The 26694-nt window shown below is 68.9% G+C and carries 23 protein-coding genes and 1 pseudogene; 15 read left to right on the top strand and 9 right to left on the bottom strand.

Translation table 11 applies throughout. The features are described from left to right. Positions 1-128: 128 nt before the first annotated feature. A complete protein-coding gene (locus tag EB75_RS20840; protein WP_073697172.1) occupies positions 129-842 on the top strand; it encodes a ferritin-like fold-containing protein in 714 nt (237 codons plus the stop codon). A gap of 33 nt (positions 843-875) precedes the next feature. Here EB75_RS20840 and EB75_RS20835 read toward each other — a convergent pair whose 3' ends face one another. Further along, complete coding sequence (locus EB75_RS20835; protein WP_073697171.1) at positions 876-1784, bottom strand: hypothetical protein; 909 nt, start codon at positions 1782-1784, stop codon at positions 876-878. 335 nt (positions 1785-2119) lie between these two features. Between EB75_RS20835 and EB75_RS20830 the strand changes: the two genes are divergently transcribed. Then, positions 2120-2356 carry a DUF3107 domain-containing protein gene (locus tag EB75_RS20830; RefSeq protein WP_073697186.1) on the top strand — a complete coding sequence of 79 codons (237 nt, stop codon included), beginning with the start codon at positions 2120-2122 and terminating at the stop codon, positions 2354-2356. A 69-nt stretch (positions 2357-2425) separates the two neighbouring features. Here the strand turns inward: EB75_RS20830 and fasR are convergent, their stop codons facing one another. Beyond that, entirely contained in the window at positions 2426-3103 is a 678-nt protein-coding gene (gene fasR / locus EB75_RS20825) for an HTH-type transcriptional activator FasR (RefSeq protein WP_073697185.1), read from the bottom strand. 256 nt (positions 3104-3359) lie between these two features. Here fasR and EB75_RS20820 point away from each other — a divergent pair, with 256 nt between their 5' ends. The 6 genes from EB75_RS20820 (at position 3360) to EB75_RS20795 (ending at position 9472) form a co-directional block, all read left to right on the top strand. After that, on the top strand, positions 3360-4406 hold the full coding sequence (locus EB75_RS20820; protein WP_073697170.1) for a DUF3152 domain-containing protein: 1047 nt from the start codon (positions 3360-3362) through the stop codon (positions 4404-4406). A 124-nt stretch (positions 4407-4530) separates the two neighbouring features. Beyond that, positions 4531-5736: an adenylyltransferase/sulfurtransferase MoeZ gene (gene moeZ / locus EB75_RS20815; RefSeq protein WP_073697169.1), complete on the top strand. Its 1206-nt coding sequence runs from the start codon at positions 4531-4533 to the stop codon at positions 5734-5736. Between the two features lie 36 nt (positions 5737-5772). Continuing rightward, positions 5773-6627 carry a TIGR02569 family protein gene (locus tag EB75_RS20810; protein ID WP_073697168.1) on the top strand — a complete coding sequence of 285 codons (855 nt, stop codon included), beginning with the start codon at positions 5773-5775 and terminating at the stop codon, positions 6625-6627. Between the two features lie 57 nt (positions 6628-6684). Then, positions 6685-8079 (top strand): purine-cytosine permease family protein, encoded by a 1395-nt coding sequence (locus EB75_RS20805; protein ID WP_073697167.1) that lies wholly within the window; start codon positions 6685-6687, stop codon positions 8077-8079. Further along, entirely contained in the window at positions 8076-8516 is a 441-nt protein-coding gene (locus EB75_RS20800) for a nucleoside deaminase (protein WP_073697166.1), read from the top strand. The genes EB75_RS20805 and EB75_RS20800 overlap by 4 nt, the downstream gene beginning before the upstream one ends. Then, positions 8513-9472, top strand: a complete 960-nt coding sequence (locus tag EB75_RS20795; protein WP_073697165.1) for an isopenicillin N synthase family dioxygenase — start codon at positions 8513-8515, stop codon at positions 9470-9472. Before EB75_RS20800 ends, EB75_RS20795 begins: the two co-directional genes overlap by 4 nt. Before the next feature lie 8 nt (positions 9473-9480). Here EB75_RS20795 and EB75_RS20790 read toward each other — a convergent pair whose 3' ends face one another. Both EB75_RS20790 and EB75_RS20785 read right to left on the bottom strand, forming a co-directional pair. After that, positions 9481-9777, bottom strand: a complete 297-nt coding sequence (locus EB75_RS20790) for an MGMT family protein (RefSeq protein ID WP_073697164.1) — start codon at positions 9775-9777, stop codon at positions 9481-9483. A 2-nt stretch (positions 9778-9779) separates the two neighbouring features. Continuing rightward, positions 9780-10586, bottom strand: a complete 807-nt coding sequence (locus tag EB75_RS20785; protein ID WP_073697163.1) for an alpha/beta fold hydrolase — start codon at positions 10584-10586, stop codon at positions 9780-9782. Positions 10587-10644: 58 nt separating this feature from the next. On the opposite strand from EB75_RS20785, the gene EB75_RS20780 reads away from it, so the two are divergent. Both EB75_RS20780 and EB75_RS20775 read left to right on the top strand, forming a co-directional pair. Beyond that, entirely contained in the window at positions 10645-13800 is a 3156-nt protein-coding gene (locus tag EB75_RS20780; protein ID WP_073697162.1) for an ATP-dependent helicase, read from the top strand. Continuing rightward, positions 13791-17048 carry an ATP-dependent helicase gene (locus EB75_RS20775; protein WP_073697184.1) on the top strand — a complete coding sequence of 1086 codons (3258 nt, stop codon included), beginning with the start codon at positions 13791-13793 and terminating at the stop codon, positions 17046-17048. The genes EB75_RS20780 and EB75_RS20775 overlap by 10 nt, the downstream gene beginning before the upstream one ends. Here the strand turns inward: EB75_RS20775 and EB75_RS20770 are convergent. Continuing rightward, positions 17031-17437: pseudogene (locus tag EB75_RS20770) on the bottom strand (DoxX family protein). The gene EB75_RS20775 and the pseudogene EB75_RS20770 overlap by 18 nt on opposite strands. Positions 17438-17497: 60 nt before the next feature. Here EB75_RS20770 and EB75_RS20765 point away from each other — a divergent pair. Further along, the gene (locus EB75_RS20765; RefSeq protein ID WP_073697161.1) at positions 17498-18577 is read left to right on the top strand and encodes a potassium channel family protein; all 1080 of its coding nucleotides are present in this window, start codon (positions 17498-17500) and stop codon (positions 18575-18577) included. Positions 18578-18581: 4 nt separating this feature from the next. After that, the gene (gene nudC / locus EB75_RS20760) at positions 18582-19508 is read left to right on the top strand and encodes an NAD(+) diphosphatase (protein ID WP_073697160.1); all 927 of its coding nucleotides are present in this window, start codon (positions 18582-18584) and stop codon (positions 19506-19508) included. A 48-nt stretch (positions 19509-19556) separates the two neighbouring features. Here nudC and mrx1 read toward each other — a convergent pair whose 3' ends face one another. Continuing rightward, positions 19557-19793, bottom strand: a complete 237-nt coding sequence (mrx1, locus tag EB75_RS20755; RefSeq protein ID WP_020102993.1) for a mycoredoxin Mrx1 — start codon at positions 19791-19793, stop codon at positions 19557-19559. Between the two features lie 83 nt (positions 19794-19876). On the opposite strand from mrx1, the gene EB75_RS20750 reads away from it, so the two are divergent. The 3 genes from EB75_RS20750 to EB75_RS20740 all read left to right on the top strand — a co-directional run bounded on the left by EB75_RS20750 (position 19877) and on the right by EB75_RS20740 (position 22825). Then, positions 19877-21988, top strand: a complete 2112-nt coding sequence (locus EB75_RS20750) for an ATP-dependent DNA helicase UvrD2 (RefSeq protein WP_168176084.1) — start codon at positions 19877-19879, stop codon at positions 21986-21988. Between the two features lie 162 nt (positions 21989-22150). Then, positions 22151-22411, top strand: a complete 261-nt coding sequence (locus EB75_RS20745) for a hypothetical protein (RefSeq protein ID WP_142239736.1) — start codon at positions 22151-22153, stop codon at positions 22409-22411. A 150-nt stretch (positions 22412-22561) separates the two neighbouring features. Continuing rightward, positions 22562-22825 (top strand): WhiB family transcriptional regulator, encoded by a 264-nt coding sequence (locus tag EB75_RS20740; RefSeq protein ID WP_168176083.1) that lies wholly within the window; start codon positions 22562-22564, stop codon positions 22823-22825. Positions 22826-22972: 147 nt separating this feature from the next. Here the strand turns inward: EB75_RS20740 and EB75_RS20735 are convergent, their stop codons facing one another. Genes EB75_RS20735 through EB75_RS20725 form a run of 3 tightly spaced genes read right to left on the bottom strand, consistent with a single transcriptional unit; the run spans position 22973 to position 26638 of the window. Then, on the bottom strand, positions 22973-24298 hold the full coding sequence (locus EB75_RS20735) for a macrolide-binding ATPase MABP-1 (RefSeq protein ID WP_073697156.1): 1326 nt from the start codon (positions 24296-24298) through the stop codon (positions 22973-22975). A gap of 42 nt (positions 24299-24340) precedes the next feature. Then, positions 24341-25210 carry a TOMM precursor leader peptide-binding protein gene (locus EB75_RS20730; protein WP_217267717.1) on the bottom strand — a complete coding sequence of 290 codons (870 nt, stop codon included), beginning with the start codon at positions 25208-25210 and terminating at the stop codon, positions 24341-24343. A 57-nt stretch (positions 25211-25267) separates the two neighbouring features. After that, positions 25268-26638 (bottom strand): zinc-dependent metalloprotease, encoded by a 1371-nt coding sequence (locus tag EB75_RS20725; RefSeq protein WP_073697155.1) that lies wholly within the window; start codon positions 26636-26638, stop codon positions 25268-25270. Between the last annotated feature and the right edge of the window lie 56 nt (positions 26639-26694).

Here is a 26694-nt window from a genome sequence, read left to right as displayed (position 1 = left end):
CCAACACGTGCACGCACATTTCCTTGGTCGCGGCTGATCTCGTATCGGATCTGGCCGCAGCCGAGACCATTGTAGCTGGTCGCGTCGCCGGTCGGCTGTGATGCGAGTCGCGGTCTACAGTTGGGGCCATGCCTTCCCCGTCGCCTTCGAGGTCCCAGGCGCTGCCCGAGCAGACGGCAACTCCGGTGCAGCCGGCGGTGTCCGGTGATCATCCCGGTGTGAACGAGCTGTTCGCCTTGTTGGCGTACGGCGAGGTCGCCGCGTTCTACCGGCTGACCGAGGAGGCGCGCATGGCGCCGAACCTGGCCGGCCGCATCAACCTGGCGCGCATGGCCGCAGCTGAGATGGGCCACTTCGATGTACTGCGCGAGGCCTTGCTGAACCGCGGGGTCGACGTCGTCCCGGCGATGACGAAATATGCTCCGGCACTGGAGAATTACCACCGTCTGACCACGCCGAGCACGTGGCTGGAGGCGTTGGTGAAGACGTATGTCGGCGACGCCCTGGCGGCGGACTTCTACCTCGAGATCGCCGGTTCGTTGCCCGCCGAGGCCGCCGACGTGGTGCGCGCGGTGCTGTCGGAAACGGGCCATTCCCAGTTCGTGGTGGCCGAGGTGCGCGCGGCGGTCAGCGCCAGCGACCGGCAGCGGCACCGGTTGGCGCTGTGGTCGCGGCGGCTGCTGGGAGAGGCCATCACCCAGGCGCAGTTCGTGATGGCCGAGCACGACGAACTCGTCGACCTGGTGCTCTCCAGCGGTGAGGGCCTGACCCAGATGACCGAGTTCTTCGAGCGCCTGCAGGAGACACACAAGAACCGGGTACGCGAACTCGGCCTCGGCTGAGTTCACGCACCCGGTTCCGTGGTGCCGTGCTGATTACCTGGTGCAGGTGGTGATCAGCGTGTTGTTGTTCTGCGCGGCCACCGCTGCGCCCGTGCCGTCACTGATCGAGCAGTTCAACTGACCGGTGACGCTGGTGGCGGTCACCGAGCTCAGCGTGACGCCCGGGTTCAGCGTGACCGTCTTGGCCCACGGCAGCGACACATTGACATCGGTCTGCAGCGCGCCCTGCCCGTCGGTGTAGATCACCGTGACCAGGTCCAGCAGTGACTTGGTGCCGGTGATGCGGTACGTCACCGTGTTCGGTGCGGGTGCCGCGGGAGCGGCCGCCGCGGGGTCGACGGGCGGGACGGCCTCGGTCGGTGTCGGGGCAGCCGCGGTGGGCGTGACGGTGGTGACGGTCTCGGGTGCCAGCGACGCGGCCGGCGGTGCTGCCGTCACGCGCGGACGGGGAGCGGCCGACGGTGTGGCCGACGCGCTGGGCGCGGCGGATTGGCTGGTGCTCGGCGGCGTGATGGGCGCCGTGACCGGCCCGCTGTCGCCGCCGCCGAGGATCACGACGGTGCAGATGACCGCGACCAGCAGGATGGCGCCGGCGACGCCGGCGACCCAGACCCAGCGCCGGTCGATGCCGTCCTCGTATTCGTAGATCTCGTCGTCGTCGTAATCGTCGTACGCGGCGTCGGTCTCGTGGTCCGCGTCGGCTGCCGTGAACCGGTCGGTGTCGCCGTAGGTGCTGGTGTACTCACCGGCGGGCCGGTCGGCGACGTCGGTGGCCGAGCCGTAGGAGCCGTACGAACTGTACGAGCCGTACGAGTAGCCACGGTCACGGATGTAGTCCGTGCTGCCGTACCCGGTGCTGTAGCCCTGGTAACTGGGGGTGTCCCCGTAGCTGTCGGTGGACGCCCCCGACGGTGCTGAATATCGCGAATATGTCCTGCTCATGGCGACTTTCCCCGGTCGAGTATCACTTACCTCAACGATGCTAATGGTGTGAAAGTTACGGATGAGGTTGGCTCGCTGACCCTCGGATAACGGTCGGGACTCGGTTCGGTCGAGGGGGCCGAGACAACCCTTCGCGACCTCGAAAAGTGGTGCCGCCGAGCGCGGATTTCGGGCCGGCAACTGTGACGACGTCGTGACCTTGCCAGGGGCGTCCATGCCGGTTCGCCACCGGCGAACGTCCCCCCGGCCACCGCGGCCGTCGTCGTCCACTAGCCTCCTGAGGAGAGTTCGATCGCAGCTCGAATGAAGCCTTGAAACGAATGAAAGGGGTCAGCGTGGAGGTCAAGATCGGTGTCACCGACAGCCCGCGCGAACTGTTCCTCAACAGCGCGCAGACTCCCGACGAAGTGGAGAAGTTGGTCACCGACGCGCTCGGTCAGGATTCGGGCGTGCTCGCGCTGACCGACGAGAAGGGTCGCCGGTTCCTGGTGCAGACCGCCAAGATCGCCTACGTCGAGATTGGTGCGGCCGACGTCCGCCGGGTCGGCTTCGGCGTCACCGGCAAGGACTGACACCGCCCGCCGGCAGCAAAAACGGCCCCCTTCTTCGGAAGGGGGCCGTTTTGTTCGGTCGGGCCCGCGTCAGCGGGTGAGCGGAACGTGCGACAGCCCGCCCCAGGCGAACTGCACCGTGCCGTCGACGGCGGCGTCTTTCGAGATCGGGCGGTCGTTGTTGAGCCAGTAGCGGGCACAGTCGACGCTGATCGCGACGAGCCCGACGGCGATCATCCGGGCGCGGTGCGCTTCCAGGCCCGAATCGCTGCTGACCAGGTCGAACACCGCGTCGGTGCACGAGTCGGTGGCCACCTTCACCTGCGCCGACACCTGTGGCTCGGTGACGTAGTCGTTCTCGAAGATCAGCCGGTAGCCCTGGCTGTCGTGCTCGATGAAGTCGAAGAACGCCTCGACGGCGGCCCGCAGACGCAGCCGGTTGTCGGTGGTGGTGCTGAGCGCGCCGCGCACGCCCTGCAGCAGGTTGTCGACATGCCGCTGAAGCACCGCCAGGTACAGCTCCAGTTTCGACGAGAAGTGTTGGTACAGAACGGGCTTGCTGACGCCGGCGCGCTCGGCGATCTCGTCCATGCCGGCCGCGTGGTAGCCGCGGTCGACGAACACGTCGCTGGCCGCGACCAGCAGCTGGCCGCGCCGTTCGTCCCGAGGCAGCCGGTTGCCCCGCCGATTCGTGGTCGGGCCGCCCTGCGCGCCGTCGGTTCCGGCTTGCGTTCCTCTGGCGTCAGAGGTGTTGGCAACCTCGCTCATCACGTCCTCAATCTGGCATTGTCCGGCACACATGTCCGTGACCAACTGTTCAGGGACCGGTCAGGACCCTGGTGTTCATGGTCGCCCAACTTGCTGTTCAGGCTGACCGACCCGGCAGTTTATCGCCACGACACTACTACCGTTAGTTCGCGGCATCCGCGTGCTACCAGCGGTTCGGCGATTGTGTCCGTCCCTCTTGAACGCACCGTGGCGTGCCCTGACCGGAGTACGCGCAGCTCTGTGCCATCCTGGTTCCGTGACCTACGACCCGGGCCGAGGCACCGGTCGCGTCCCTGTGGTGCGCAACGAGTGGCACGAGCCCTTGCGCGCGCAGCGGGATCCGGTGGCCGAGGACTCAGGGCGGCTCCGGGCGAACCGCGACGACCGGCAGCAGTGGCGCAAGCAGACCTGGCTGGGTCGCTTCGTGTCCACCTACGGTTGGCGCGCGTATGCCCTGCCCGCGCTGGCGGTCATCACGGGAATAGTGGTCTATCAGAGCGTCTCCGGGCCCAATCCGGTCGCGCCGGCGCATCCGCACGTACCGCTGGTCGGTCAGCCCACCATCAATTCGGCGAGCACCGCGATCGTCGGCGCGCCGCCCAAGGGCCTGACCCAGTTCGACGTCAACCTGCCCACCGGCATCCTCCCGGACGGTGGCCCGTTCACCGAGGCAGGCGCCAAGGCCTGGCACATCGTGCCGGGCACCACCGGCAAGGTCGGTCAGGGCACCACCAAGGCGGTGACCTACACCGTCGAGGTGGAGGACGGCGTCGACACCACAAGCTTCGGTGGGGATGAGGCCTTCGCGCGGATGGTCGCCGAAACGCTGGCCAACCCCAAGAGCTGGACGCACGACGGCAAGTTCGCCTTCACCCGCCTCGACGAGAGTTCGCCGGAGAAGCCCGATTTCCGGGTGTCCCTGACCTCGCCGATGACGGTGCGCGAAGGCTGCGGCTACGACATCCCGCTGGAGTCGTCGTGCTTCAACCCGGCCTACTTCCCGGCGGACGGCGGCAAGGCCCAATCCCGCGTGTTCATCAACGAGGCGCGGTGGGTGCGCGGCGCGGTGCCCTTCCAGGGCGACATCGGGTCGTACCGCCAGTACCTGATCAACCATGAGGTCGGGCACGCCCTCGGGTTCCGGATGCACGAGCCCTGCGGTGACAACGGCGGGCTGGCGCCGATCATGATGCAGCAGACGTTCTCGACCAACAACAACGACGACGCCAAGTTCGACCCGGAGTCGGTCAAGGCCGACGGCAAGACCTGCCACGTCAACTCCTGGCCGTACCCCATTCCGTAGCTTTCTCCCGCGAGCGGCCGTGTCTGTACGCCGACACGCCGTATTTGGCGTACACGCAACGCACGCTCGTCGCCGCCGAGCGGCCCCGAAATGTCCCGTGATGCCGGTCATTACTGTTGAGGGCATGGCATCGCCGTCCGGACGCAAGGAGGAAAACGGCTCCTTGCCGCCGCTGGTGCAGCCGGCCGCCGAACTGACCCGCGACGAGGTGGCGCGGTACAGCCGCCACCTGATCATCCCCGACCTCGGCGTCGACGGGCAGAAGCGGCTCAAGAACGCGCGCGTACTCGTGATCGGCGCCGGGGGCCTGGGTTCCCCGACCCTGCTCTATCTGGCCGCGGCCGGCGTCGGCACCATCGGCATCGTCGAGTTCGACGTCGTCGACGAATCGAACCTGCAACGCCAGATCATCCACGGCCAGTCCGACGTCGGGCGGTCCAAGGCCCAGAGCGCCCGCGAGTCGATCCTGGGGATCAACCCGCTGGTCACCGTCAACCTGCACGAGTTCCGGCTCGACACCGACAACGCGGTGCCGCTGTTCGAGCAGTACGACCTGATCTTGGACGGCACCGACAACTTCGCCACCCGCTACCTCGTCAACGATGCCGCGGTGCTGGCTCACAAACCGTACGTCTGGGGCTCGATCTACCGGTTCTCCGGCCAGGTGTCGGTGTTCTGGGAGGACGCCCCCGACGGACGCGGCCTCAACTACCGCGATCTCTACCCGGAACCGCCGGCGCCGGGCACGGTGCCGTCATGCGCCGAAGGTGGGGTGCTCGGGATCCTCTGCGCGTCCGTCGCGTCGGTGATGGCCACCGAGGCCATCAAGTTGATCACCGGCATGGGTGAGACGCTGCTGGGCCGGCTGATGATCTACGACGCCCTGGACATGACGTACCGGACCATCGGGATTCGCAAGGACCCGGCGACGCCGATGATCACCGAACTCATCGACTACGACGCGTTCTGCGGCGTGGTGTCTGACGAGGCAGCCGAGGCGGCGGCCGACTCGACGGTCACTCCGCTCGAGCTGCGGGAGATGATCGACGCCGGCAAGCCGCTCGCCCTGATCGACGTGCGCGAACCCGCGGAGTGGGCCATCAACCACATCGAGGGCGCCGAACTGATCCCCAAGTCGACGCTCGACTCCGGGGCGGGCCTGGCCCGCGTGCCTCAGGACCGGATTCCAGTCCTGTACTGCAAGACCGGGATCCGGTCGGCCGAGGCCCTGCTCGCCCTCAAACAGGCCGGATTCGCCGACGCGCTGCACCTGCAGGGCGGAATTGTGGCCTGGGCGCGGCAACTCGAGCCCGACATGGTCATGTACTGACGTCAGGGATGGGCGGGCACACCTTAGTCTGATCGGGTGACCGTCGACCGTCCTCCCGAACATGTGCTCACGGCGTTCGGCCTCACCGGTCTTCGGCCGGTCCCGCTCGGCTCGAGCTGGGAGGGCGGCTGGCGCTGCGGCGAGGTGGTGCTGTCCATGGTCGCCGACAATGCGCGGGCCTCCTGGTCGGCCAAGGTGCGCGAGACGCTGTTCGTGGACGGCGTCCGGCTGGCCCGTCCGGTGCGCGCCACCGACGGCCGCTACGTCGTCGCCGGCTGGCGCGCCGACACGTTCGTCACCGGGACCCCGGAACCGCGGCACGACGAGATCGTCTCGGCGGCGGTGCGCCTGCACGAGGCGACGGCCAAGCTCGAGCGTCCGCGTTTCCTGACGCAGCCGCCCGCGGTGCCGTGGAGCGACGTCGACGTCTTCATCGCCGCCGACCGCGCCGCGTGGGAAGACCGGCCACTGCAGTCGTTGCCGCCCGGCTCGCGGGTGGTGCCCGGTACCACCGACGGCCGCCGCTCGATCGAACTGATCAATCAGCTTGCGTCGCTGCGCAAGCCGACCCGTAACCCGAGCCAGCTGGTGCACGGCGACCTCTACGGCACCGTGCTGTTCGCCGGTACCGCCGCGCCCGGCATCACCGACATCACGCCGTATTGGCGGCCGGCGTCGTGGGCCGCGGGCGTCGTCGTCGTCGATGCGCTGTCGTGGGGCGAGGCCGACGACGGTCTCATCGAACGCTGGGCGTCGCTGCCCGAGTGGCCACAGATGCTGTTGCGCGCCTTGATCTTCCGGCTCGCAGTGCATGCCCTGCACCCGAGGTCGACGGCCGCGGCGTTCCCGGGCCTGGCCCGCACCGCCGCGCTGGTCCGCCTGGTTCTCTAGCCGGCACGCCCTCATTCGAATGGCAGCGTGCCCCGTTCGGTGCGAAAGTTACCTCGCATGACGGCTGTTGAACCCACCACCGACGGAACCTACAAGGACAGGATCGCTGCGGTCGAACCCGGCGGCAACGAATTCATCGCCGAGGCGGACCGGCACGGCAAGCCGAGTCAGCTGTTCTGGACGTGGACGTCGCCCAACCTGGAATTCGCGACGGTGTTCGTCGGCATGCTGGCCGTCCTCGCGTTCGGCATGAGCTTCTGGCAGGCGGTCGCCGGGATCATCATCGGGACCGGGCTGGGTGCCATCGCGCATTATTTCCTGTCCGCGCGCGGACCGCTGCATGGCGTACCGCAGATGGTGCTGGGACGAATGGCGTTCGGGTTCAAGGGCAACGCGCTGCCCGCGACGCTGATGTCGATCACCGCGGGCGTCGGCTGGTTCGCCACCAACAGTGTCAGCGGTGCGTTTGCCCTGTCCACCCTGTTCGGCTTCGGACCATTGGTCGGCCTGATCATCATCGTGGTGGTGCAGACCGCATTCGCGTTCTTCGGCCACAACCTGGTGCAGGCGTTCGAGCGGTGGTCGTTCCCGGCGCTCGCCATCGTCTTCGGCGCGGCAGCGGTGGGAATTTTCGCGCACGCGGATCTGGGTGCGCCTGCGCCGTCGGGCGGGGTCGGCGGGCTCGGGGGCTTCCTGCTCACCGTCGGTACCGCGTTCGGTTACGCGGCGGGCTGGACCCCCTACGCCGCGGACTACACCCGCTATCTGCCGTCGGCGGTGTCCAGTTTCGCGACGGGGTTCTTCGCCTCCACCGGGTTGTTCATCTCGTGTGTGGTCCTGGAGATCGTCGGGGCGGCATCGACGACGTTCGGCGCGGCGAGCTTGGCCAATCCGACCGCGTCATTCACCGCCGAGCTTGGTCCGTGGCTCGCCAAGGCGACCCTGCTGGCCATCGCGGTCGGTGCGATCGCCGCCAACGCGCTCAATATCTATTCCGGGGCAATGGCTTTCGTGACCATCGGGATCACGTTGCCGCCGCATATCGCGCGGGCGCTGGTGACGGTCTTCTTCGGCGTGGCCGGTTTCCTCATCGCGTGGTGGGCGTTGCCCGATGCCGCGCACAGCTATGAAGCGTTCCTGCTGGTGATCGCCTACTGGATCGGACCGTGGCTGGGTGTGGTCTTCGCCGATCAGTATCTGCGCCGTGGACAACAGATCGCCGGGTATCTGTACGACCGCTCGTACTCGAACTGGCCGGGGCTGTTGTCCTTCGCGCTGGGGCTGGGGCTGTCGGTGCTGTTGTTCTCCAACCAGGAGAAGTTCGTCGGCTTTATCGCCCGGGCGGTGCCGAAACTCGGCGACATCACCTTCTTCGTCGGCTTCGTCATCGCGGGTGCCGCGTACCTGGTGCTGTGTCGAAAGAAGATCTCCGCGGAATGCGCTGCCGTATGACCCCTGAGCAGATGCTCGACGTCGCGGTCGCCGAAGCGCGAAAAGGGTTGGCCGAAGGTGGTATTCCGATCGGTGCGGCGTTGTTCCGTGCCGATGGTGAGCTCCTGGGCGCCGGCCACAACCGTCGGGTGCAGAACGATGATCCCTCCGTGCACGCCGAGACCGACGCGTTCCGCGCGGCCGGGCGTCAGCGCGGCTACGGCTCGACTGTCATGGTGACGACGCTCTCGCCGTGCTGGTATTGCAGCGGGCTGGTACGGCAGTTCGGCATCGGCGCGGTGGTGATCGGTGAGGCCCGCACGTTCCACGGCGGTCATGACTGGCTGGCCGAACACGGTGTGGCGGTTACGGTTTTGGACGACGAGCGGTGCGTGGCCATGATGGCAGAGTTCATCGCGGCCAGTCCCGAATTGTGGGCGGAGGATATCGGCGAGTGAGTGCCATTGCGACAGTGGACATTTCCCGCTGGTATGCCGGTGGAGCCGAGGCCGATGCGCTGGCCGCAGAGGTCGACGAAGGTCTGCAGCGCGCCGGTTTCATCGTGGTCACCGGTCATGGGGTGGACCAGGGTTTGGCCGCTGCGGTCCGCGCGGCCAGCCGGGAGTTCTTCGCCCTGCCCGACGAGGTGAAGCGGCGGTACTCGGTGCCGGTCGGCGGGCACGGCTGGATCGGCCCGGGCGCCGAGGCCAACGGTTACGCCGAGGGCACCGAGACGCCACCCGATCTCAAAGAGAGTTTCAGTCTGGGCGCGGAAACCTCGACCGGGGACCCGGAGGTGGATCGAATCTGGTTCGCCCCCAACGTATGGCCCGCCGAGGTGCCCGCACTGCAGACATTGGTGGACGACTACACCGCCCAGATGCGCCGGCTGTCCGACGATCTGCTGGCCCTGTTCGCCCACGCGCTGGGGTTACCAGCGAATCCTTTTGCCGCGCTGGCAGATCGGCCGACGTGGACCATGAACATCAACCACTACCCGCCCGTGAGCGTCGTCGGTGAACCCGAGCCCGGACAATTCCGCATCGGCCCGCACACCGATTTCGGCACCGTCACCGTGCTCGACCGGGAGCCGGGCGCCGGTGGGCTGCAGGTGTCTTCCGACGCCGAGGGCTGGCAGGACGCGCCCTGGGAACCCGGCGCGCTGACGGTGAACATCGGTGACCTGCTGGAGTATTGGAGCGGGCGACGCTGGCCGTCCGGACGGCACCGCGTGCTGCCGCCACAACCGCACGCACCGGAAGAAGACCTGGTGTCGCTGATCTACTTCTACGAAGCCAACCACGATGCGCTGATCACCCCGTTACAGCCGCCCATCGGAGCGGTGTCCGGGCTGGCGCCCGTGGTCTCCTCGGAGTTCATCAAGGAACGGTTGGACGCCATCACTGTCGGGTGAGGTCCACCTCAGAACTCGTGCCGGTACTCCCGCAACCGAACCCGGCCGTCGACGGCCAGCACGCCCTCGGCCCGCAGCCTTTCCAACTGCCGCGTCGCCAGATGCGCTGCCGGCCGGCCCGACGCGCTGATCACCCGATGCCAGGGCAGGTCCGAGGAATCGGTCCGCATGATCCAGCCGACGATCCGCGGGCTGGAAAGCCCTGCGGCGTCGGCGATGTCGCCGTAGGTCGACACCTTGCCGGACGGTATCGAGGCGACGAGGCCGCGCACCTTCTCCACCTGTTCGTCGGTGACAGCGGCCATGATCAGACCAGGTGGCGCCGGATCACGTCGGCGGTTTCGGCGGGCATGGCGTGCGGCACCATGTGGTCGCAATCGAATTCGGTCAGCACGAAATCGGCGCCGAGGCGCGCCTGCAAACCGGACACCAGCTCACCGGTCACATAGGCGGGGTGGGTCTGCTTCGCCAGGACCAGCGTCGTCGGTGTGCCCTGCGGCGGCAACACGATCGGGCGGGCCAGCTCACTCCAGTAGGACATCATGGCGGGCAGGCTGATTCGCCAGCCGACGCGTCCGCCGGGCAGGGCGACCAGGTGCTCGTCCAGGTCGCGTTCGAGCTCCTCCGGGTACTTCGCCGAGACCTCGCCCCACGATCCGTTCACCTTCTCGGCGTGGGCCTCCTGGCGGTCCGGGTAGTCGGGGGAACCGAGCATGGCGTCGGCGATCTCGCTCATCCAGCTGCCGTCCAGCCCCGTCGCCGGGTCCAACAGCACCAGGCCCGACACCAGGTTCGGATGGGCGGCAGCGAGGTTGAGCGCTATCGCGCCGCCAAACGAATGCGCCACCACGACCACGGGACCGTCGGCTTCCTCCTCGAGAAGGGCGGCCAGGGCGGCGACGTTCTCGTCGATGTTCCACGGCGCGGCCCAGGACGAATGGCCATGCCCCAGGAGATCCGGTGCCAGCACGGCGTATTCGGGCAGATACCCGTCCGCCAGTGTCTGCCAGCGCTTGCCGTGGCCCGTCAGGCCGTGGAGGGCGAGGATCTGCGCCGGTCGCGCCGGTCCGTAGCGGTACACCTGCAAGCTCACGCCGTTGATGCTGCCAGACATTCCGGCCCGACGTCGCCGTCGGCCGGATTTGTCGTACCCCCGTGGTTGCATTCCTGCCATGGCCGCCCCGCACTCCGCACTCACCGCGCCCGGCTCGGTTAATGCCCTGACCGAGCCCGGGCAGCGCGGTGTCGTACGGGTGCTGGGCGGCCCCGGAACCGGGAAGACCGAGCTGCTGATCCATACGGCGGCAACGCATATCGCGGCCGGGACCGACCCGGAGTCGGTGCTGCTGCTGACGGGTTCGGCACGTCTGGGCAGCCGGGCCCGCGGCGCCATCACGTCGGCGCTGCTGGGCGACACCGGCCAGGTCACCCGGGAGCCGCTGGTCCGCACGCTGCACTCCTACGCGTTCGCCGTGTTGCGGCAGGCCGCGCAGCGCGCTGGTGACCCGCCGCCGCGGCTGATCACCAGCGCCGAGCAGGACGGCATCATCCGCGAACTCCTCGCCGGTGACCTCGAGGACGGCGACGAGGCGAGCGTGGACTGGCCGCTGCACCTGCGGCCGGCACTGGGCACCGCGGGGTTCGCCACCGAATTGCGGGACCTGTTGGCCCGCTGCACCGAACGCGGCGTCGATCCCGCGGATCTGCGCCGCATCGGGCGCAAGGCCGGGCGTCCGGAGTGGGTGGCCGCGGCCCGGTTCGCGCATGTCTACGAGCAGGTGATGCTGCTGCGCAGCGCCGTCGGCATGGCCGCTCCGCAGGCGACGGTGCCGGCGCTGGGCGCGGCCGAGCTGGTCGGCGCCGCACTCGAAGCCTTCGCCGTCGATCCTGCCCTGCTCGACGCCGAGCGCACCCGGATCAAGCTGCTGCTCGTCGACGATGCCCAGCACCTCGATCCTCAGGCCGCGCTGCTGGTTCGGGTGCTGGCGGCCGGCGCCCAGCTGACCGTGATCGCCGGTGATCCGAGCCAGACGGTCTTCGGCTACCGCGGCGCCGAGCCGACGCTGTTGTACGGCCCCGAGGACCAGCCGCAGGTAGTGCTGACAGAGTCCTACCGATGTGCGCCCGCCGTGGCCGGGGCGGTCGCGGCCGTCGCGCGGCGCCTGCCCGGCGTGGACGCATCCCGGGCGCTGACAGCCGCGCCGACCGACGAGCTCGGCTCCCTCACGGTGCGCGTCGCCGGTTCTCCGCATGCCGAATCCGCGCTGATCGCCGACGCCCTGCGCCGCGCGCACCTGGTCGACGGCGTGCCGTGGTCGCAGATGGCCGTCATCGTGCGCTCGGTGCCGCGGACCGGGACAGCGCTGGCCCGGGCCCTGACCGCGGCCGGGGTACCGGTGCAGCAGCAGGCCGACACCACGCCGCCCGCCCAGCATCCGGCGGTCGGCGCGCTGCTCACGGCGCTGGACTGCATCGCCGACCAGCTCACCGGTGACCGGGCACTGGCCTTGCTGACAGGGCCCATCGGCCGGGTCGACCCGGTGTCGCTGCGCCAGTTGCGGCGCGCCCTGCGCCGCGCCGACGGCAGTGGCCGTGAGTTCGGTGAGCTGCTCGTCGAGACGCTGACCGAGGGCAGCGACCAGCCGCTGCCCGACCAGCTGGCCCGCCCGGTGCGCCGGGTCCGGGCGGTCCTCGATGCGGCGCGCCGGTCGGTGACGGTAGACAAGGGCCGCTCCGCGGCAGGGGGCCAGGACCCGCGGTTCGTGCTGTGGCAGGCCTGGCATGCCAGTGGGTTGTCGCGCCGGTGGCAGGCCGCGGCGGGACGCCCGGGCGCGGCCGGGGTCGCGGCCAATGCCGACCTGGATGCCGTCACGGCGCTGTTCGACACCGCCGACCAGTACGTGGCCCGCACGGCCGCCGCGTCCCTCACGGGCTTGATCGACCATGTCCGCGCCCTGTCGTGGTCGGGTTCGGCCCCCGAGCGCCCCGAGACCGACGAGGTGGCGCTGGTGAGCGCGCACGCCGCCCTCGGCCGGGAATGGGACTTCGTGGTCATCGCGGGTCTGCAGGAAGGGTTGTGGCCCAACACCGTTCCGCGCGGCGGCGTGCTCGGCACCCAGCAGCTGCTCGACATCGTCGACGGGGTGGGCGATGTGCGCGGCATGTCGGCCACCGCGCCGCTGTTGGCCGAGGAACGCCGGCTGCTGGTCGCGGCTCTGGGCCGGGCCCGCAAGCGGGTGCTGGTGACGGCCGTCGACAGCGACAACGGTGACGAGGCTCTGCTGCCGTCGACCTTCTTCGAAGAGCTGGCGGCGCTCGCCGGCGGTACCGATCCCGACGCCGACGAGCTCCCGGTGCACGCCCCTGCGGTCCTGTCCCCGTCGGCGCTGGTCGGCCGGTTGCGGTCGGTGGTGTGCGCCCCCGACGGCGCGGTTGAGGAGACCGATCGGCTGTGTGCGGCAGCGCAATTGGCGCGGTTGGCGGAGGCCGGCGTGCCCGGTGCGGATCCGGCGCAGTGGTACGCCAGTACCGAATTGTCCACTGTCGAGCCGCTGTGGTCGGGCGATGACCACACCGTGACGGTGACGCCGTCGACCGTGCAGACCTTGACCGAGTGCCCGCTGCGCTGGATGCTGGAGCGCCACGGCGGCAGCGACGGCCGGGACCTGCGGTCGGCGTTGGGCTCGCTGGTGCATGCCCTGGTTGCCGATTCGGGTCGCAGCGAGGCCCAGCTGCGGAACGAACTCGAAAAGGTTTGGCAGCAGCTGCCTTTCGACTCGAACTGGTATGCCGACAACGAGCTGGAGCGGTACCGCGCCATGCTGGCGACGTTCACGACGTGGCGGCAGGAGACCCGCGGTGAACTGACCGAGGTCGGCACCGAACTTGAGGTCATCGGCGTGATCGCCGATGGGGGCCCGCAGGTACAGGTGAAAGGCCGTATCGACCGACTGGAACGCGACCGCGACGGCCGGCTCGTCGTGGTCGACGTCAAGACCGGCAAGAGCCCGGCCACCAAGGCCGATGCCCAGCAGCATGCTCAGCTCGCGCTGTATCAGCTGGCCATCGCCGAAGGTGTTGTGCCACATGGTGATCAGCCCGGCGGTGGCCGGCTGGTGTATCCGGCCAAGCCGGCCAAGACCGGCGCCACCGAACGCGAGCAGGATCCGATGGGGGAGACTGCGCAGGCACAGTGGCGGCAGAAGGTCACCGATGCTGCCGCGGCGACGGCCGGGCCGCACTTCGTCGCGCGCGCCGGCTCCGGGTGTGCGACGTGCCCGGTGCGGGCCATGTGCCCGGCGCAAGGTACGAAGGTGGCATGTCCGTGACGTACAGCCCTGCCGACCTGGCCGAAGCGCTCGGGCTGTTCACTCCGACCGACGAGCAGGCCGCGGTCATCGCCGCGCCGCCGGGACCGCTGGTGGTGATCGCCGGGGCCGGCGCCGGGAAGACCGAGACCATGGCCGCGCGCGTGGTGTGGCTGGTGGCCAACGGCTATGCCACGCCGTCGCAGGTACTGGGATTGACGTTCACCCGCAAGGCCGCCGGACAGCTGTTGCGCCGCGTGCGCACCCGGCTGGCCCGGCTCGCTGGTTCGGGCCTGCTGCCCGGGGTGTCCCTGGCCGACGAGCACGCCACCGTCAGCACCTACCACGCCTTCGCCGGCACCTTGCTGCGCGAGTACGGGCTGCTGCTGCCCATCGAGCCGGCCACCCGGCTCGTCACCGAAACCGAGATGTGGCAGTTGGCTTTTCGGGTGGTGTCCGATTTTCCGAGGCAGTTGCAGACCGACAAGTCACCGGCTGCTGTCACCCAGATGGTGCTGCGCCTGGCCGGTCAGCTGTCCGAGCATCTCGTCGACACCGACGCCGTCCGCGACACGCATCAGGAGCTGGAGCGGCTCATCCACACGCTTCCGGCGGGACCGGGCCAGCGTGGCGGTCCGACACAGTGGCTGTTGAATCTGCTCGCCACTCAGACCGAGCGGGCCGAGCTGGTGCCGCTGATCGACGCGGTGCACCAGCGGATGCGCGATGCGCAGGTGATGGACTTCGGCAGCCAGATGTCTGCCGCGGCCCGCCTGGCCGAGCGTTTCCCACAGGTCGGCGCGCAGCTCCGGGAGCGGTATCGCGTGGTGCTGCTCGACGAATATCAGGACACCGGGCACGCCCAGCGGGTGGCGCTGTCCTCGCTCTTCGGCGGCGGCGTCGACGACGGTCTCGCGCTGACGGCGGTCGGGGACCCCATCCAGTCGATCTACGGCTGGCGTGGCGCCTCGGCGACCAACCTGCCGCGGTTCACCACCGACTTCCGGCTGTCCGACGGCTCACCCGCACCCACCCTGGAACTACGGACCAGTTGGCGCAATCCGCCGCGGGCCCTCAAGCTGGCCAACGAGGTGTCCGCCGAGGCCCGCCGCCGCAGTGTGAGCGTGCGCGAGCTGCTGCCGCGGCCGGGCGCCGAACCGGGAACCATCCAGTGCGCGTTGCTGAATGATGTTGTCGCCGAACGTGACTGGGTCGCCGATCACCTCGCCCGCCGATACCACGGTGCGGTGGCTGCCGGGGCGCCCGTGCCGACGGCCGCGGTTCTGGTGCGCCGCAACGCCGACGCCGCGCCCATCGCCGAGGCGCTGACTGCCCGCGGCGTGCCCGTCGAGGTGGTCGGTCTGGCCGGGCTGCTGGCCATCCCCGAGGTCGCCGACGTGGTCGCGATGCTGCGCCTGGTCGCCGAGCCGACCGCCGGTGTCGCCGCGATGCGTGTGCTCACCAGTGCCCGGTGGCGCTTCGGTGCCGCCGATCTGGCCGCACTGTGGCGCCGCGCGTCGGAACTCGACGCGCCCGAGGCGCACACGTCCGGATCGGCCGCCGAACAGGCCGTCGCGCAGCTCGCCCCCGACGCCGACCACGCCTGCCTCGCCGACGCGATCAGCGATCCCGGGCCTGCGGCCCGCTACTCCCCGGAAGGGCACCGCCGGCTCCTGGCCCTGGCCGCTGAACTGAGTCAGCTGCGCGCACATCTGCATCAGCCACTGCCGGACCTGGTCGCCGAAGTGCGGCGGGTGCTGGGGATCGACGCCGAAACCCGCGCTGCCAGTGGGGTTTCCGAGGGCTGGCGGGGTACCGAGCACCTCGATGCCTTCGCCGACGTCGTCGCCGGGTACGCCGCCCGGCCGGCCGGCGACGCCGACGCGTCAGCGCCCATCGTCGGCCTGCTGGCGTACCTGACCGCGGCCGCGGAAGTGGAGAACGGGCTGGCACCTGCGCAGGTGACGGTGGCCTCGGACCGGGTGCAGATCCTGACGGTCCACGCGGCCAAGGGGCTGGAATGGCAGATCGTCGCCGTCCCGCACCTGGTGGCGCGGGTGTTCCCGTCGACCGCGTCGCAGCGCACCTGGCTCACCGATGCGGGTGACCTGCCGCCGCTGCTGCGCGGTGACCGCGCCGAGCTGTCCGAGCACGGGGTGCCGGTGCTCGACACGTCCGACGTCAACGACCGGAAAGTGTTGGCGGACAAGATCGCCGCGCACAAGGACATGCTCGCGCAGCGGCGTACCGACGAGGAGCGTCGGCTGCTCTACGTGGCGCTCACCCGCGCGGAGGACACCCTGCTGTTGTCGGGCCACCACTGGGGCACAACGGCAGCGAAGCCGGCCGGGCCGTCCGACTTCCTCGTCGAGATGCGCGACATCATCGACCGCGCCGCCGAGGAGGGTGACCCCTGCGGCGAGATCGAGCAGTGGGCCCCCGCTCCGCCCGAGAGCGCCGTCAATCCGTTGCGTGACAACGTCGTCGAATGTGTCTGGCCCGTCGACCCGGCCGGTACCCGCCGCGCTGATGTCGACCGGGGCGCGGCCCTGGTTGCCGAGGCGTTCACTGCCGCCCGCGACGTCGATTCCGACGACAGGCATGGTTGGTCCGCCGACGTCGACGCCCTGTTGGCCGAGCGCGCGCGCAGCCAGGAGCGTGCCCCCGTCGAGCTGCCTCCCCAGCTGTCGGTCAGCACGTTGGTCGATCTGGGCAGCGACCGGTCCGGCGCCCTCCAACGGTTGCAGCGCCGTCTGCCGTCCCGGCCGGACCCCCAGGCGTTGTTGGGCACCGCGTTTCACGACTGGGTGCAGCGGTACTTCTCGGCCGAGCGGTTATTCGACCTCGATGACCTGCCGGGCGCGGTCGACGCCGAGCTGGGGCAGGCCGTCGCCGAGGAACTGGCCGACCTGCAGGCGTCGTTCGCCTTGTCGGAGTGGGCGGCCCGGACCCCGATGGACGTCGAGGTGCCGTTCGACATGGTGATCGGTGACCGTGTGGTCCGCGGCCGTATCGACGCGGTGTTCGCCGACTCCGACGGCGGCTTCACCGTGCTGGACTGGAAGACCGGCGATCCGCCGACCACTCCGGAAACGCTGCGCAACAAGGCTATTCAGCTGGCGGTGTACCGCCTGGCCTGGTCGTCCATCCAGGGCGTGCCCGTCGACTCGGTGCGGGCGGTCTTCCACTACGTGCGGGCCGGGCAGACGGTGGCGCCCACCGACCTGCCCGGCGCCGACGAACTGGCGGAGCTAGTTCAACTCGGGTGAGTTGCGGTAGACCTTGAGCGCCTGGGTCACCATCGGCACCTGCAGCGGCAGCCGGGCCAATGCTGCGATGCGCGCGGGCCAGCCCTTGGGCCACCACAGCCGGACCATGTTGACGTTCGCGGGGAACACGCCGATGAACAGCGCGACAGCGGCCAGGGCACCCAGCTTCCGGGTACGCGGCAGGAGCAGTGCGGCGCCGGTGGCGACCTCGGCGACGCCCGACGCGTAGGTGTAGAACCGCGCGGTGCCGGGCAGTTCCGCAGGGACGATGCCGTCGAAAGGCTTGGGGCGACGAAATGGAGGGTGCCCATTCCGACGAGCATCGCGCCCATTCGGTACGCGGTGGCTTGGCTGGGCGTGGTGTTGTCCAAAGTGCTGGGGGCGGTCATGGTTACATAGTGCTGTGCTGAGCCGTCCCGTGGTGAGTCTCCGCCAGATATTGGCTCGTCATGGCTCGCGTTAGATTGTCGCGGCGCATGGCCGCGATGGAACAGAACCTCACCAGCCGGCAGAACGCGGATCTGGTTGACGTGCTGCAGATTCCGGAAGCGTTCGTCAGTCCCATCCGTCGGATCGTGCGGCGGGTCATCTACGCGCTGCTGGTGCTCGCCGCCGCGGTGCTCGTCGTGTACCTCGACCGCGAGGGCTACCGTGACGCCCAGGAGAACGAGATGTCGCTCCTGGACTGCATCTACTACGCGACGGTATCGCTGTCGACCACCGGTTATGGCGACATCACGCCGCTCACCCCGAGTGCGCGGCTGGTGAACGTCCTGGTGATCACCCCGATGCGGATCGCGTTCCTGATCGTGCTCATCGGTACGACCGTCGAGACGCTCACGACGCAGTCTCGCCAAGCCTTGAAGATCCAGCGATGGAGGAGCACCGTGCGTAACCACACCATCGTCGTCGGTTATGGGACCAAGGGCCGCACCGCGGTCCAGGCCATGGTCGGTGACGAGGTCGCACCAGGAGACATCGTCGTCGTCGACGAGAACCCGGCCGCACTGGACCGGGCCCGCGCTGCCGGACTGGTCACCGTGGTCGGTGACGCCACCAAGTCCGAGGTGCTGCGCCTGGCAGGCGCCCAGCATGCGAAGTCCATCGTGGTCGCGACCGACAAGGACGCCACCGCCGTGCTGGTCACCCTGACGGCCCGCGAAGTGGCACCGAAGGCCAAGATCGTCGCCTCCGCTCGCGAGGCCGAGAACCAGCATCTGCTGCGGCAGTCGGGCGCGGACTCGACGGTCGTGTCCTCGGAGACCGCCGGCCGGCTGCTGGGCATCGCGACCCAAACGCCGAGCGTCGTGGAGATGGTCGAAGACCTGCTGACCCCCGACGCGGGCTTCGCGATCTCCGAGCGTGAGGTCGAGGCCAAGGAACTCGGCGGCTCGCCGCGGCACCTCTCAGACATCGTGCTCGGGGTGGTGCGCGACGGGCAGCTGCTGCGCGTCGACGCCCCCGAGGTCGACGCACTTGCCGCCGGTGACCGGCTGCTCTACATCCGCAACGCCGAAGTCGAGCGGTAATCCGATGGCCGATTTCACCCTGCGTAACGTCCCGCTGCTGTCCCGTGTCGGCGCCGATCGGGCCGACACGCTGCGCACCGACGTCGACGCCGCGATCGCCGGCTGGAAGGACGCGCTGCTGCTGCGCGTCGACCGGCGCAATCAGGTGCTGATCTCCGGTGGCCAGGTGGTACTCAGCCCCGCGGCGGAACTGGGGGACAAGCCCGACGAGCACGCGGTGTTCCTGGGCCGGATGCCCGACGGCCGGCACGTGTGGGGCGTGCGCGCCGCTCTGGAGGACCCGGCGGGCCTGACGGACAAGCCCGTCGAGGTGCTCGACCTACGTCGTGCCGGAAGCATCTTCGATGACATCAGCGCCCAACTCGTCTCGACGGCGACGGCACTGCTGAACTGGCACGACAGCGCGCGCTTCAGCGCCATCGACGGTGCTCCGACCAAGGCGATCAAGGGCGGCTGGGCGCGGGTCAACAGCATCGGCGGCCACGAGGAGTTCCCGCGCATCGACCCGGCGATCATCTGCCTGGTGCACGACGGCCACGACCGTGCCGTCCTGGCCCGCCAGACCAACTGGCCCGAGCGGCTGTTCTCACTGCTGGCCGGGTTCGTCGAAGCCGGCGAATCGTTCGAGAGCTGCGTGGTGCGTGAGATCGCCGAGGAGATCGGCCTCGCCGTCACCGACGTCAAGTACCTGGGCAGTCAGCCCTGGCCGTTCCCGCGCTCGCTGATGGTCGGGTTCCACGCCATCGGTGATCCGGAGCAGCCGTTCTCGTTCAACGACGGCGAGATCGCCGAGGCGGACTGGTTCACCCGCACCGAGGTGCGCGAGGCCCTCGAGCACGGCGACTGGAACAGCACAGCCGACACCCGCCTGCTGCTGCCCGGCTCCATCTCGATCGCGCGGGAGATCATCGAATCCTGGGCCGCTCAGTGATTTGTGCACGGAAATCCGCGGCCGGCGCGGAAAATCGTGCACGAATCACTAATTCAGCTTGGCTTTGACGTCCTTGATGCTGGGGTTGGTCAGCGTCGAGCCGTCGGGGAACTTCACCGTCGGCACGACGTGGTTGCCGTTGTTGACCGAACCGACGAACTCGGCGGCCGCCGGGTCCTGCTCGATGTCGATCTCGGTGTAGGAGATGCCTTCGGCCTTCAGCGCGGTCTTGAGCCGCTTGCAGTAGCCGCACCAGGTCGTGCTGTACATGATCAGTGCACTCATAACGCGACTCAACGTATCCGATGGCCGGGTAATGCCGCCCAGTGGTGCCTCGTATGTCACACCCGCCTGCCATGATGGGGGCCATGCCAGCCGAGGCCCCACCGTCCACGCTCCTCGAGGACCTCGACGACGAACAGCGCGAGGCCGTCCTCGCGCCCCGCGGCCCGGTATGTGTGCTCGCCGGCGCCGGTACGGGCAAGACGCGGACCATCACGCGCCGCATCGCGTATCTCGTCGCCGCCGGCCACGTCGCGCCGAGCCAGGTGCTGGCCGTGACGTTCACGCAGCGCGCCGCCGGCGAGATGCGCGGCCGGCTCCGCAGCCTGGAAAACGAGATTGACGGGGCACAAGGCACCGGGGCCGTCCAGGCCATGACGTTCCACGCCGCGGCACTGCGGCAACTGCGGTACTTCTGGCCGCGGGTGGTCGGCGACACCGGCTGGGAGCTGCTCGACAGCAAGTTCGCCGTCGTCGCGCAGGCGGCCAACCGGGCCGGCATCCAGGCCAGCACCGACGACGTGCGCGACCTCGCCGGTGAGATCGAATGGGCCAAGTCGTCTCTGATCAGCCCCGAGCTCTACCCGGACCAGGTCGCCAAGATCGAGCGGGACATCCCGTTCGACGCCGCCAAGGTCGCCGCGGTGTATGCCGGGTACGAGGGTCTCAAGGCCCGCCGAGACGGATCGGCGCTGCTGGACTTCGACGATCTGCTGCTGCACACCGCCGCCGCCATCGAGAACGACGCCGCCGTCGCCGGTGAGTTCCGGGACCGGTACCGCTGCTTCGTCGTCGACGAGTACCAGGACGTCACCCCGCTGCAGCAGCGCGTGCTCAACGCCTGGGTGGGGGAGCGCGACGATCTGACGGTGGTCGGTGACGCCAACCAGACCATCTACTCGTTCACCGGCGCCACGCCGCAGTACCTCCTCGACTTCTCCAGGCGGTTTCCCGATGCGGCGCTGATCCGGCTGGAGCGCGACTACCGCAGCACGCCGCAGGTGGTGTCGCTGGCCAATCAGGTGATCTCGGCGGCGTCGGGCCGGATGGCGGCCAGCCGGTTGCAACTCATCGGTCAGCGTGAACCCGGGCCCAAGCCGGTGTTCCGAGAACACCCCGACGAGGTCGCCGAGGCCAACGCCGTTGCCGCCGCGATCAAGAAACTCATCCAATCCGGTACCGCCCCTTCGGAAATCGCGGTGCTGTACCGCATCAACGCGCAGTCCGAGGTGTACGAGGAGGCGCTGACCGCGGCGGGCGTGGCGTTCCAGGTGCGCGGTGGCGAGGGCTTCTTCAGCCGCCAGGAGATTCGGCAGGCGCTGCTGGCGCTGCAGCGCGCCGCGGGCCACCAGGGTGACGTCGCCGGCGTCGAGCTGCCGCAGCTGGTCCGGGATCTGCTGGAACCGCTGGGGCTGACGGCCGAGCCGCCGTCGGGTACCAAGGCCCGTGAGCGCTGGGATGCGTTGTTGGCCTTGGTTGAACTGGTTGAGCAGGAAGTCGCGGTGCGCGCGAACCTGGACTTGCAGGGGCTGCTCGTCGAACTGCGCCAGCGCGCTGATTCCCGGCATCCACCGGTGGTGCAGGGCGTCACCTTGGCGTCGCTGCACGCAGCCAAGGGCCTCGAGTGGGATGCGGTGTTCCTGGTCGGTCTGGTCGACGGCACGCTGCCCATCTCGCATGCGTTGTCGCACGGCGCGGACAGCGAGCCCGTCGAGGAGGAACGGCGCCTCTTCTACGTCGGAATCACCAGGGCCAGAGTGCATTTGACCATCTCGTGGGCGCTGGCCCGGGCGGCCGGCGGGCGGCAGAGCCGCAAGCCCTCGCGGTTCCTCAATGGACTGACCCCGCAGAGCCGGCGCGAACCCCAACAGCCGCAACGTAAACGGGGTCCGGCGCCGCGGTGCCGGGTGTGCAATGCGGCGTTGACATCGTCGACCGCGATTCTGCTGCGACGCTGCGAGTCGTGCCCGTCGAACCTCGACGAGGAGCTTCTCGGCCGCCTCAAGGAGTGGCGCCTGCGTACCTCGCAAGAGATGAAGGTGCCCGCCTATGTGGTGTTCACCGACAACACGTTGATCGCCATTGCGGAGGCTCTGCCGGCCGACAATGCCGCGCTGGTGGCCATTCCCGGAATCGGCGCGCGCAAGCTCGAGCAATACGGTCCCGATGTTCTGGCATTGGTGAACGCCTCCCGTTAGTGCACCTAATTTGCGCCAAACATCGCGCAAATTGTGCCAAAAGCGCTGGTCAAAAAATCGCTTGCCGGATTTTGGTGGTAACGTCTAGCCTCGAAGCCGCAACGAAATCCCGCGAATTCGCACCGTGTGAATCCGCAGTCGACCGCTGAGGAGGTGGCCCCGATGATCAGTTTTGATGCGTCCCGTGGCGCTGTCCTCGCTGTCTCTGGTTCCCGTGCGCCGTTGACCGCTGCCGCCTATGAGGCGGTATCGCGCGTCGGCGCCGGTTGGCATCAGATCGTTGACGTCCCCGCCGTTCCCGCTGTCGCTGCAGCCGCCGCTATGCCGGCGGCACGTCTCGCGACGGCCGGACATGTCGCCGGCATCCCGCAGCGCAAGCGCAACGCCAAGACCTTCGCGTCCGTGAAGCGGGGCACTACTTAGGTAGAGCCCACACGAGCCACCTGGCCACGGACCCGAAACCACCGGATCCGTGGCCAATGTTTTTGGGGCACAACCTCAAAACCACCACCTGGTCACCGATCCGTCAGACAGATGAGACGCAAGATGACCAGGAAAGTAGGTGATGAGGACATGACTAGCCAGACTTGCCGACAAAGGCTGGCGGTGCCATGTCACGTCGGCGACCCCGATATGTGGTTCGCGGACAGCCCCACTCAGCTGGAACAGGCCAAGGCGCTGTGCGCCGACTGCCCGATCCGGCTCCAGTGCCTCAACGAGGCACTGGAACGTGAAGAGCCGTGGGGTGTTTGGGGTGGGGAGATCCTCGAACGGGGTGCTGTCATCGCACGCAAGCGTCCGCGCGGCCGTCCGCGCAAGGACGTCGTCGCGGCATGACCCCGCGGCCAAACCTCGGGGGCACCAACCGCGAGCCGGCCTGGGGGCACCAACCGCGAGCGGCCGTGTTTGCACACCGACACACCGTGTTTGGTGTGCATTACGCGGCCGCTCGCCGGCGCCGAGCGGCCGCGTAATCGCTGTTGACTAAGGCGTGAAGCCCGGAACCAGTTCCGTGGCAATGGCTTTCACGGGGACGTGGGCGTCCAGCTGACAGCAGATCGCGACGGTCGATGCGATGACCCGCAGCGGGATGACCAGGTTCGGCGGCATGTCGAGTTGCCGCGCCATCTTGATCTGGTTCACGCCGTTGTCCAGCTGTCCCGCGGCCATTTTCATGATCCAGCGCCGCGTGTAGTGGAAGACGTCGGTCTGGATCGGCTCGACGTACTGGCGCAGCATGTTGTCGACCTCGAAGATCGGGACTTCCTCGCCCGGCTGGATGAACCCGGCGTTCTCCATGACCGGAAACAGCTTGTCGTAGTTCTTGTCCCTGGCCAGGCTGATCATCTCGCCGATCGCGGTGGGCAGTCCACCGGGCAGCGGCGCCACCGCGCCGAAGTCGATGACGCCCATCCGGCCGGCGGGCAGCAGCATGAAGTTCCCGGGGTGGGTGTCGCCGTGCATGATCTCGAGGCGCGCCGGCGCGTCGAACGTCAGCTCGGACAGCCGGGTACCCATCAGGTCGCGTTGTTCGACGGTGCCCTCGCGGATGATGACCGACATCGGGATGCCGTCCATCCACTCGGCGATGACGACCTTCGGGGCGCTCGCCACGATCGCCGGCACCTTGAAATGCGGGTGCCCGGCGTAGGCCTTGGCGAACGCCCGCTGGTTGTCGGCCTCCAGCCGGTAGTCCAGCTCCATCTCGGTGCGTTCGATCAGCTCGTCGACGACGCCCTGAACGTCGGCGCCGGGCGCCAGCTGCTTGAAGACGCCGACCAGTCGCTGGATGGTCTTGAGGTCGGCACGCAGCGCCTCGTCGGCGCCGGGGTACTGGATTTTGACCGCGACCTCGCGGCCGTCGGACCAGACGGCCTTGTGCACCTGGCCGATGCTGGCCGACGCCACGGGGGTGTCGTCGAAGGACTGGAACCGGTCGCGCCACTTGGTACCCAGCTGCGCGTCGAGCACGCGGTGCACCTTGGCCGCCGGCAGGGGCGGAGCTTCCCGCTGCAGTTTGGTCAGCGCCTCCCGGTACGGCTTGCCGTACTGCTCGGGAATGGCGGCTTCCATCACCGACAGGGCCTGGCCGACCTTCATGGCACCACCCTTGAGCTCGCCCAGGACGGTGAACAGCTGGTTCGCTGCCTTGTCCATCAGTTCGGCGGTCACTTCGTCCTTGGACCTGCCCGCCAGGCGCTTGCCCAAGCCGAGCGCGGCCCGTCCCGCCATGCCGCCGGCCAGACCGGCGAGCTTCGCGTTGCGTGCCACACTGCCGCGTTTGATATCAGCCACGTCAACATCATCCATGACGGTGCTCAGTGCACGGCGGAGACATGGCAACGCGTGTTGTCACGAAGCTCGGTCGCACCAGTCGCACAGTGGATGACGGGACCATCGGCGCACCACGGTCGTCCGCGAGCCGATGTCGAATTCGAGGGTGGCGTCGAGCGTCGGCGGCGGTTTGTCGCGGCATCCGCCGCCGCGGATCGCGTCGATCACCTGGTCCACCTGGTTGAGCGCGATCGCTGCGGTGGCGAGGACCGTGGCCCGGTCGGCGCTGCCGACGGTGCCCTCGAGCTGGGCGGCCAGGATCGGCCATGATGCGTCGCGGTCACTGCGGTGTAAATCGGCGCAATTGAGACAGCTGGTGGCTCCGGGCAAAACGAGCGGGCCGATCAGCCCGGTGCCGTCCCGGATCCGCACCGGCAGATGCGGCACGCCGGCACGGTGCAGGTCACGCACCAGCCGTCGGTCGGCCACCAGAAAATCGGACAGCACCACCATATCGGCGCTGTCGCGGGCCACATGTCCGTAGCGACTGGTGCGCACCCGGGTCCCGGAACAGCTCAAGGCGCCGGCCAGCAGGTCCGACAGCGGCCCGCTGCCGTGGATGCGCACCGATACCGGTCGGTGCCCGGCGTCCGGCACGGTCTGCAACAGCCCCGCCGTGGTCAGCGCGCCGAGCAGACCGGTCCAACCGTCGACATCGGTGAGTCCGGCTGCCAGCGCAAGTGACCGGCTGCTCTCGGCGTCCACGCCGCTCTGCAGGCCGCGCAGCAGCTCGGCCAGGTCACTGACAGACAGCCCGGCAGGCGGCCGAATTCCGATGGCGCGCCGCGGGTCCCACCCGATCTGCACCGTGCCGTCGGGCCGCTGCAACACCGGCAGGGCCGGGTTCAACGTGCACTGCACGGCGCCGCGATCCACCCCTGACTTCACCTGCCCCACTGTGCCAACGGCGCGTGGATTCGGCGAATCAGTTATCCACAGGCCCGGCTACTCCTCGCCGGAGTCCCGCTTCAGGTCCTTCTCCAGGTCGGCCAGCGCCTGGTCGAGGTCCGTGGTGTCGCCGCCGAGTGCCCGGTCGATGAAGGCCGCGGGGTTATCGAGATCGTCAGCGCCGGGCAGCAGGTCGGGGTGCTGCCAGACGGCGTCGCGCTTGTCGGCGCCGACGGCCTCGGTCAGCTTCTCCCACAGCGTGGCGGCCTCGCGCATCTTGCGCGGCCGCAGCTCCAGGCCGACGAGCGTCGCGAACGTCTGCTCGGCCGGCCCGCCGGTGGCGCGACGACGGCGCAGCGTCTCGCTGAGTGCCGACGTGCCCGGCAGGCGGTCACCGAGCGCCGCGGTGACGACGGTCTGCACCCAGCCCTCGATGAGCGCCAGCAGCGTCTCCAGCCTTTCGAGCGCCGCAGTCTGTTCGGGGGTGGCCTTGGGCTCGAACATGCCCTGGCTCAGCAGCTTCTCCATGGCGGAGGGATCGCCCATGAGCGATGCCGGGTCCAGGCCGGAGGCCATTTCCTCGAACCCGCTCATGTCGATCTTCATGCCCTTGGCGAAGGCTTCGACGGCGCTGAGCAGCTGGGTGGCGAGCCACGGCACGTGGCTGAACAACCGGTGGTGCGCTGCCTCGCGGGCCGCCAGGAAGGTCAGCACCTCGCTGCGCGGCTGCTCCAGGCCCTCGCTGAACGCCTCGATGGCCTCGGGCATCAGCGCGGCGACGCCCGACGGCCCCAGCGGCAGGCCGATGTCGGTGGAGGTCAGCACCTCCTTGGACAACGTGCCCAGGGCCTGACCCAGCTGCGAGCCGAACGCCATGCCGCCCATCTGCGACATCATCGCCATCAGCGGCCCGGCCATGGCCTTGGCCTCCTCGGGCAGCGCGGACGTCCACACCGTCGACAGCTGCTCGGCGACGGGGTCGCACAGCCGCTTCCAGGTGTTCAGCGTGTTGTCCAGCCAGTCGCTCGCCGTCCACGCCACCGCGCGGGTGGTTCCGGCAGGCAGGGGAGTGACGCCGTCGAGCCAAGTATCGGCGAGCCGCACCGCGTCCGCGATCGCGGTGCCGGTCTGCTCAGGGATCGGCTTGACGAACCCGATGGAGTTGGACGCCAGATTGCGGGCCAGGTCGTAGTTGACCGGGCCGGCTTGCGGATTGTTCATCGATGCGCCCGCGCCGCTGAACATCGCGCCGAGCTGCGTGAAGATCTGGCCGAGGTCGGGCATGCCGGCACCGCCGGCGCCGCCGAACGTGTTACCGAACCCGAACGGGTCCGAGGAGCCACCGGAAGAACCTGGTCCAGGCTCTTTCTTGGACTTGTCGCGGTCGGGGTCTTCGCCGCTGGAGAAGCCGAAGGGCAGGTCAGCCATACCGTCAACGGTACTGCCCGCACCGGCGGCAGGTGGCTTCGCGGGTCATGCTGTCA

It is taken from the genome of Mycobacterium sp. ST-F2 (assembly GCF_001905655.1).
Taxonomy (GTDB): domain Bacteria; phylum Actinomycetota; class Actinomycetes; order Mycobacteriales; family Mycobacteriaceae; genus Mycobacterium.
Note: the sequence above shows the minus strand (reverse complement) of the source record. Positions and strands in the feature narration are given on the sequence as shown.

Coding starts and splice junctions, on each gene's coding strand:
- EB75_RS20840 (WP_073697172.1), top strand. CDS start 129: ATGCCTTCCCCGTCGCCTTCGAGGTCCCAGGCGCTGCCCGAGCAGACG.
- EB75_RS20835 (WP_073697171.1), bottom strand. CDS start 1,784: ATGAGCAGGACATATTCGCGATATTCAGCACCGTCGGGGGCGTCCACC.
- fasR (WP_073697185.1), bottom strand. CDS start 3,103: ATGAGCGAGGTTGCCAACACCTCTGACGCCAGAGGAACGCAAGCCGGA.
- moeZ (WP_073697169.1), top strand. CDS start 4,531: ATGGCATCGCCGTCCGGACGCAAGGAGGAAAACGGCTCCTTGCCGCCG.
- EB75_RS20805 (WP_073697167.1), top strand. CDS start 6,685: ATGACGGCTGTTGAACCCACCACCGACGGAACCTACAAGGACAGGATC.
- EB75_RS20800 (WP_073697166.1), top strand. CDS start 8,076: ATGACCCCTGAGCAGATGCTCGACGTCGCGGTCGCCGAAGCGCGAAAA.
- EB75_RS20790 (WP_073697164.1), bottom strand. CDS start 9,777: ATGGCCGCTGTCACCGACGAACAGGTGGAGAAGGTGCGCGGCCTCGTC.
- EB75_RS20785 (WP_073697163.1), bottom strand. CDS start 10,586: ATGTCTGGCAGCATCAACGGCGTGAGCTTGCAGGTGTACCGCTACGGA.
- EB75_RS20780 (WP_073697162.1), top strand. CDS start 10,645: ATGGCCGCCCCGCACTCCGCACTCACCGCGCCCGGCTCGGTTAATGCC.
- EB75_RS20775 (WP_073697184.1), top strand. CDS start 13,791: ATGTCCGTGACGTACAGCCCTGCCGACCTGGCCGAAGCGCTCGGGCTG.
- EB75_RS20765 (WP_073697161.1), top strand. CDS start 17,498: ATGGCTCGCGTTAGATTGTCGCGGCGCATGGCCGCGATGGAACAGAAC.
- nudC (WP_073697160.1), top strand. CDS start 18,582: ATGGCCGATTTCACCCTGCGTAACGTCCCGCTGCTGTCCCGTGTCGGC.
- mrx1 (WP_020102993.1), bottom strand. CDS start 19,793: ATGAGTGCACTGATCATGTACAGCACGACCTGGTGCGGCTACTGCAAG.
- EB75_RS20750 (WP_168176084.1), top strand. CDS start 19,877: ATGCCAGCCGAGGCCCCACCGTCCACGCTCCTCGAGGACCTCGACGAC.
- EB75_RS20745 (WP_142239736.1), top strand. CDS start 22,151: ATGATCAGTTTTGATGCGTCCCGTGGCGCTGTCCTCGCTGTCTCTGGT.
- EB75_RS20740 (WP_168176083.1), top strand. CDS start 22,562: ATGACTAGCCAGACTTGCCGACAAAGGCTGGCGGTGCCATGTCACGTC.
- EB75_RS20735 (WP_073697156.1), bottom strand. CDS start 24,298: ATGGATGATGTTGACGTGGCTGATATCAAACGCGGCAGTGTGGCACGC.
- EB75_RS20725 (WP_073697155.1), bottom strand. CDS start 26,638: ATGGCTGACCTGCCCTTCGGCTTCTCCAGCGGCGAAGACCCCGACCGC.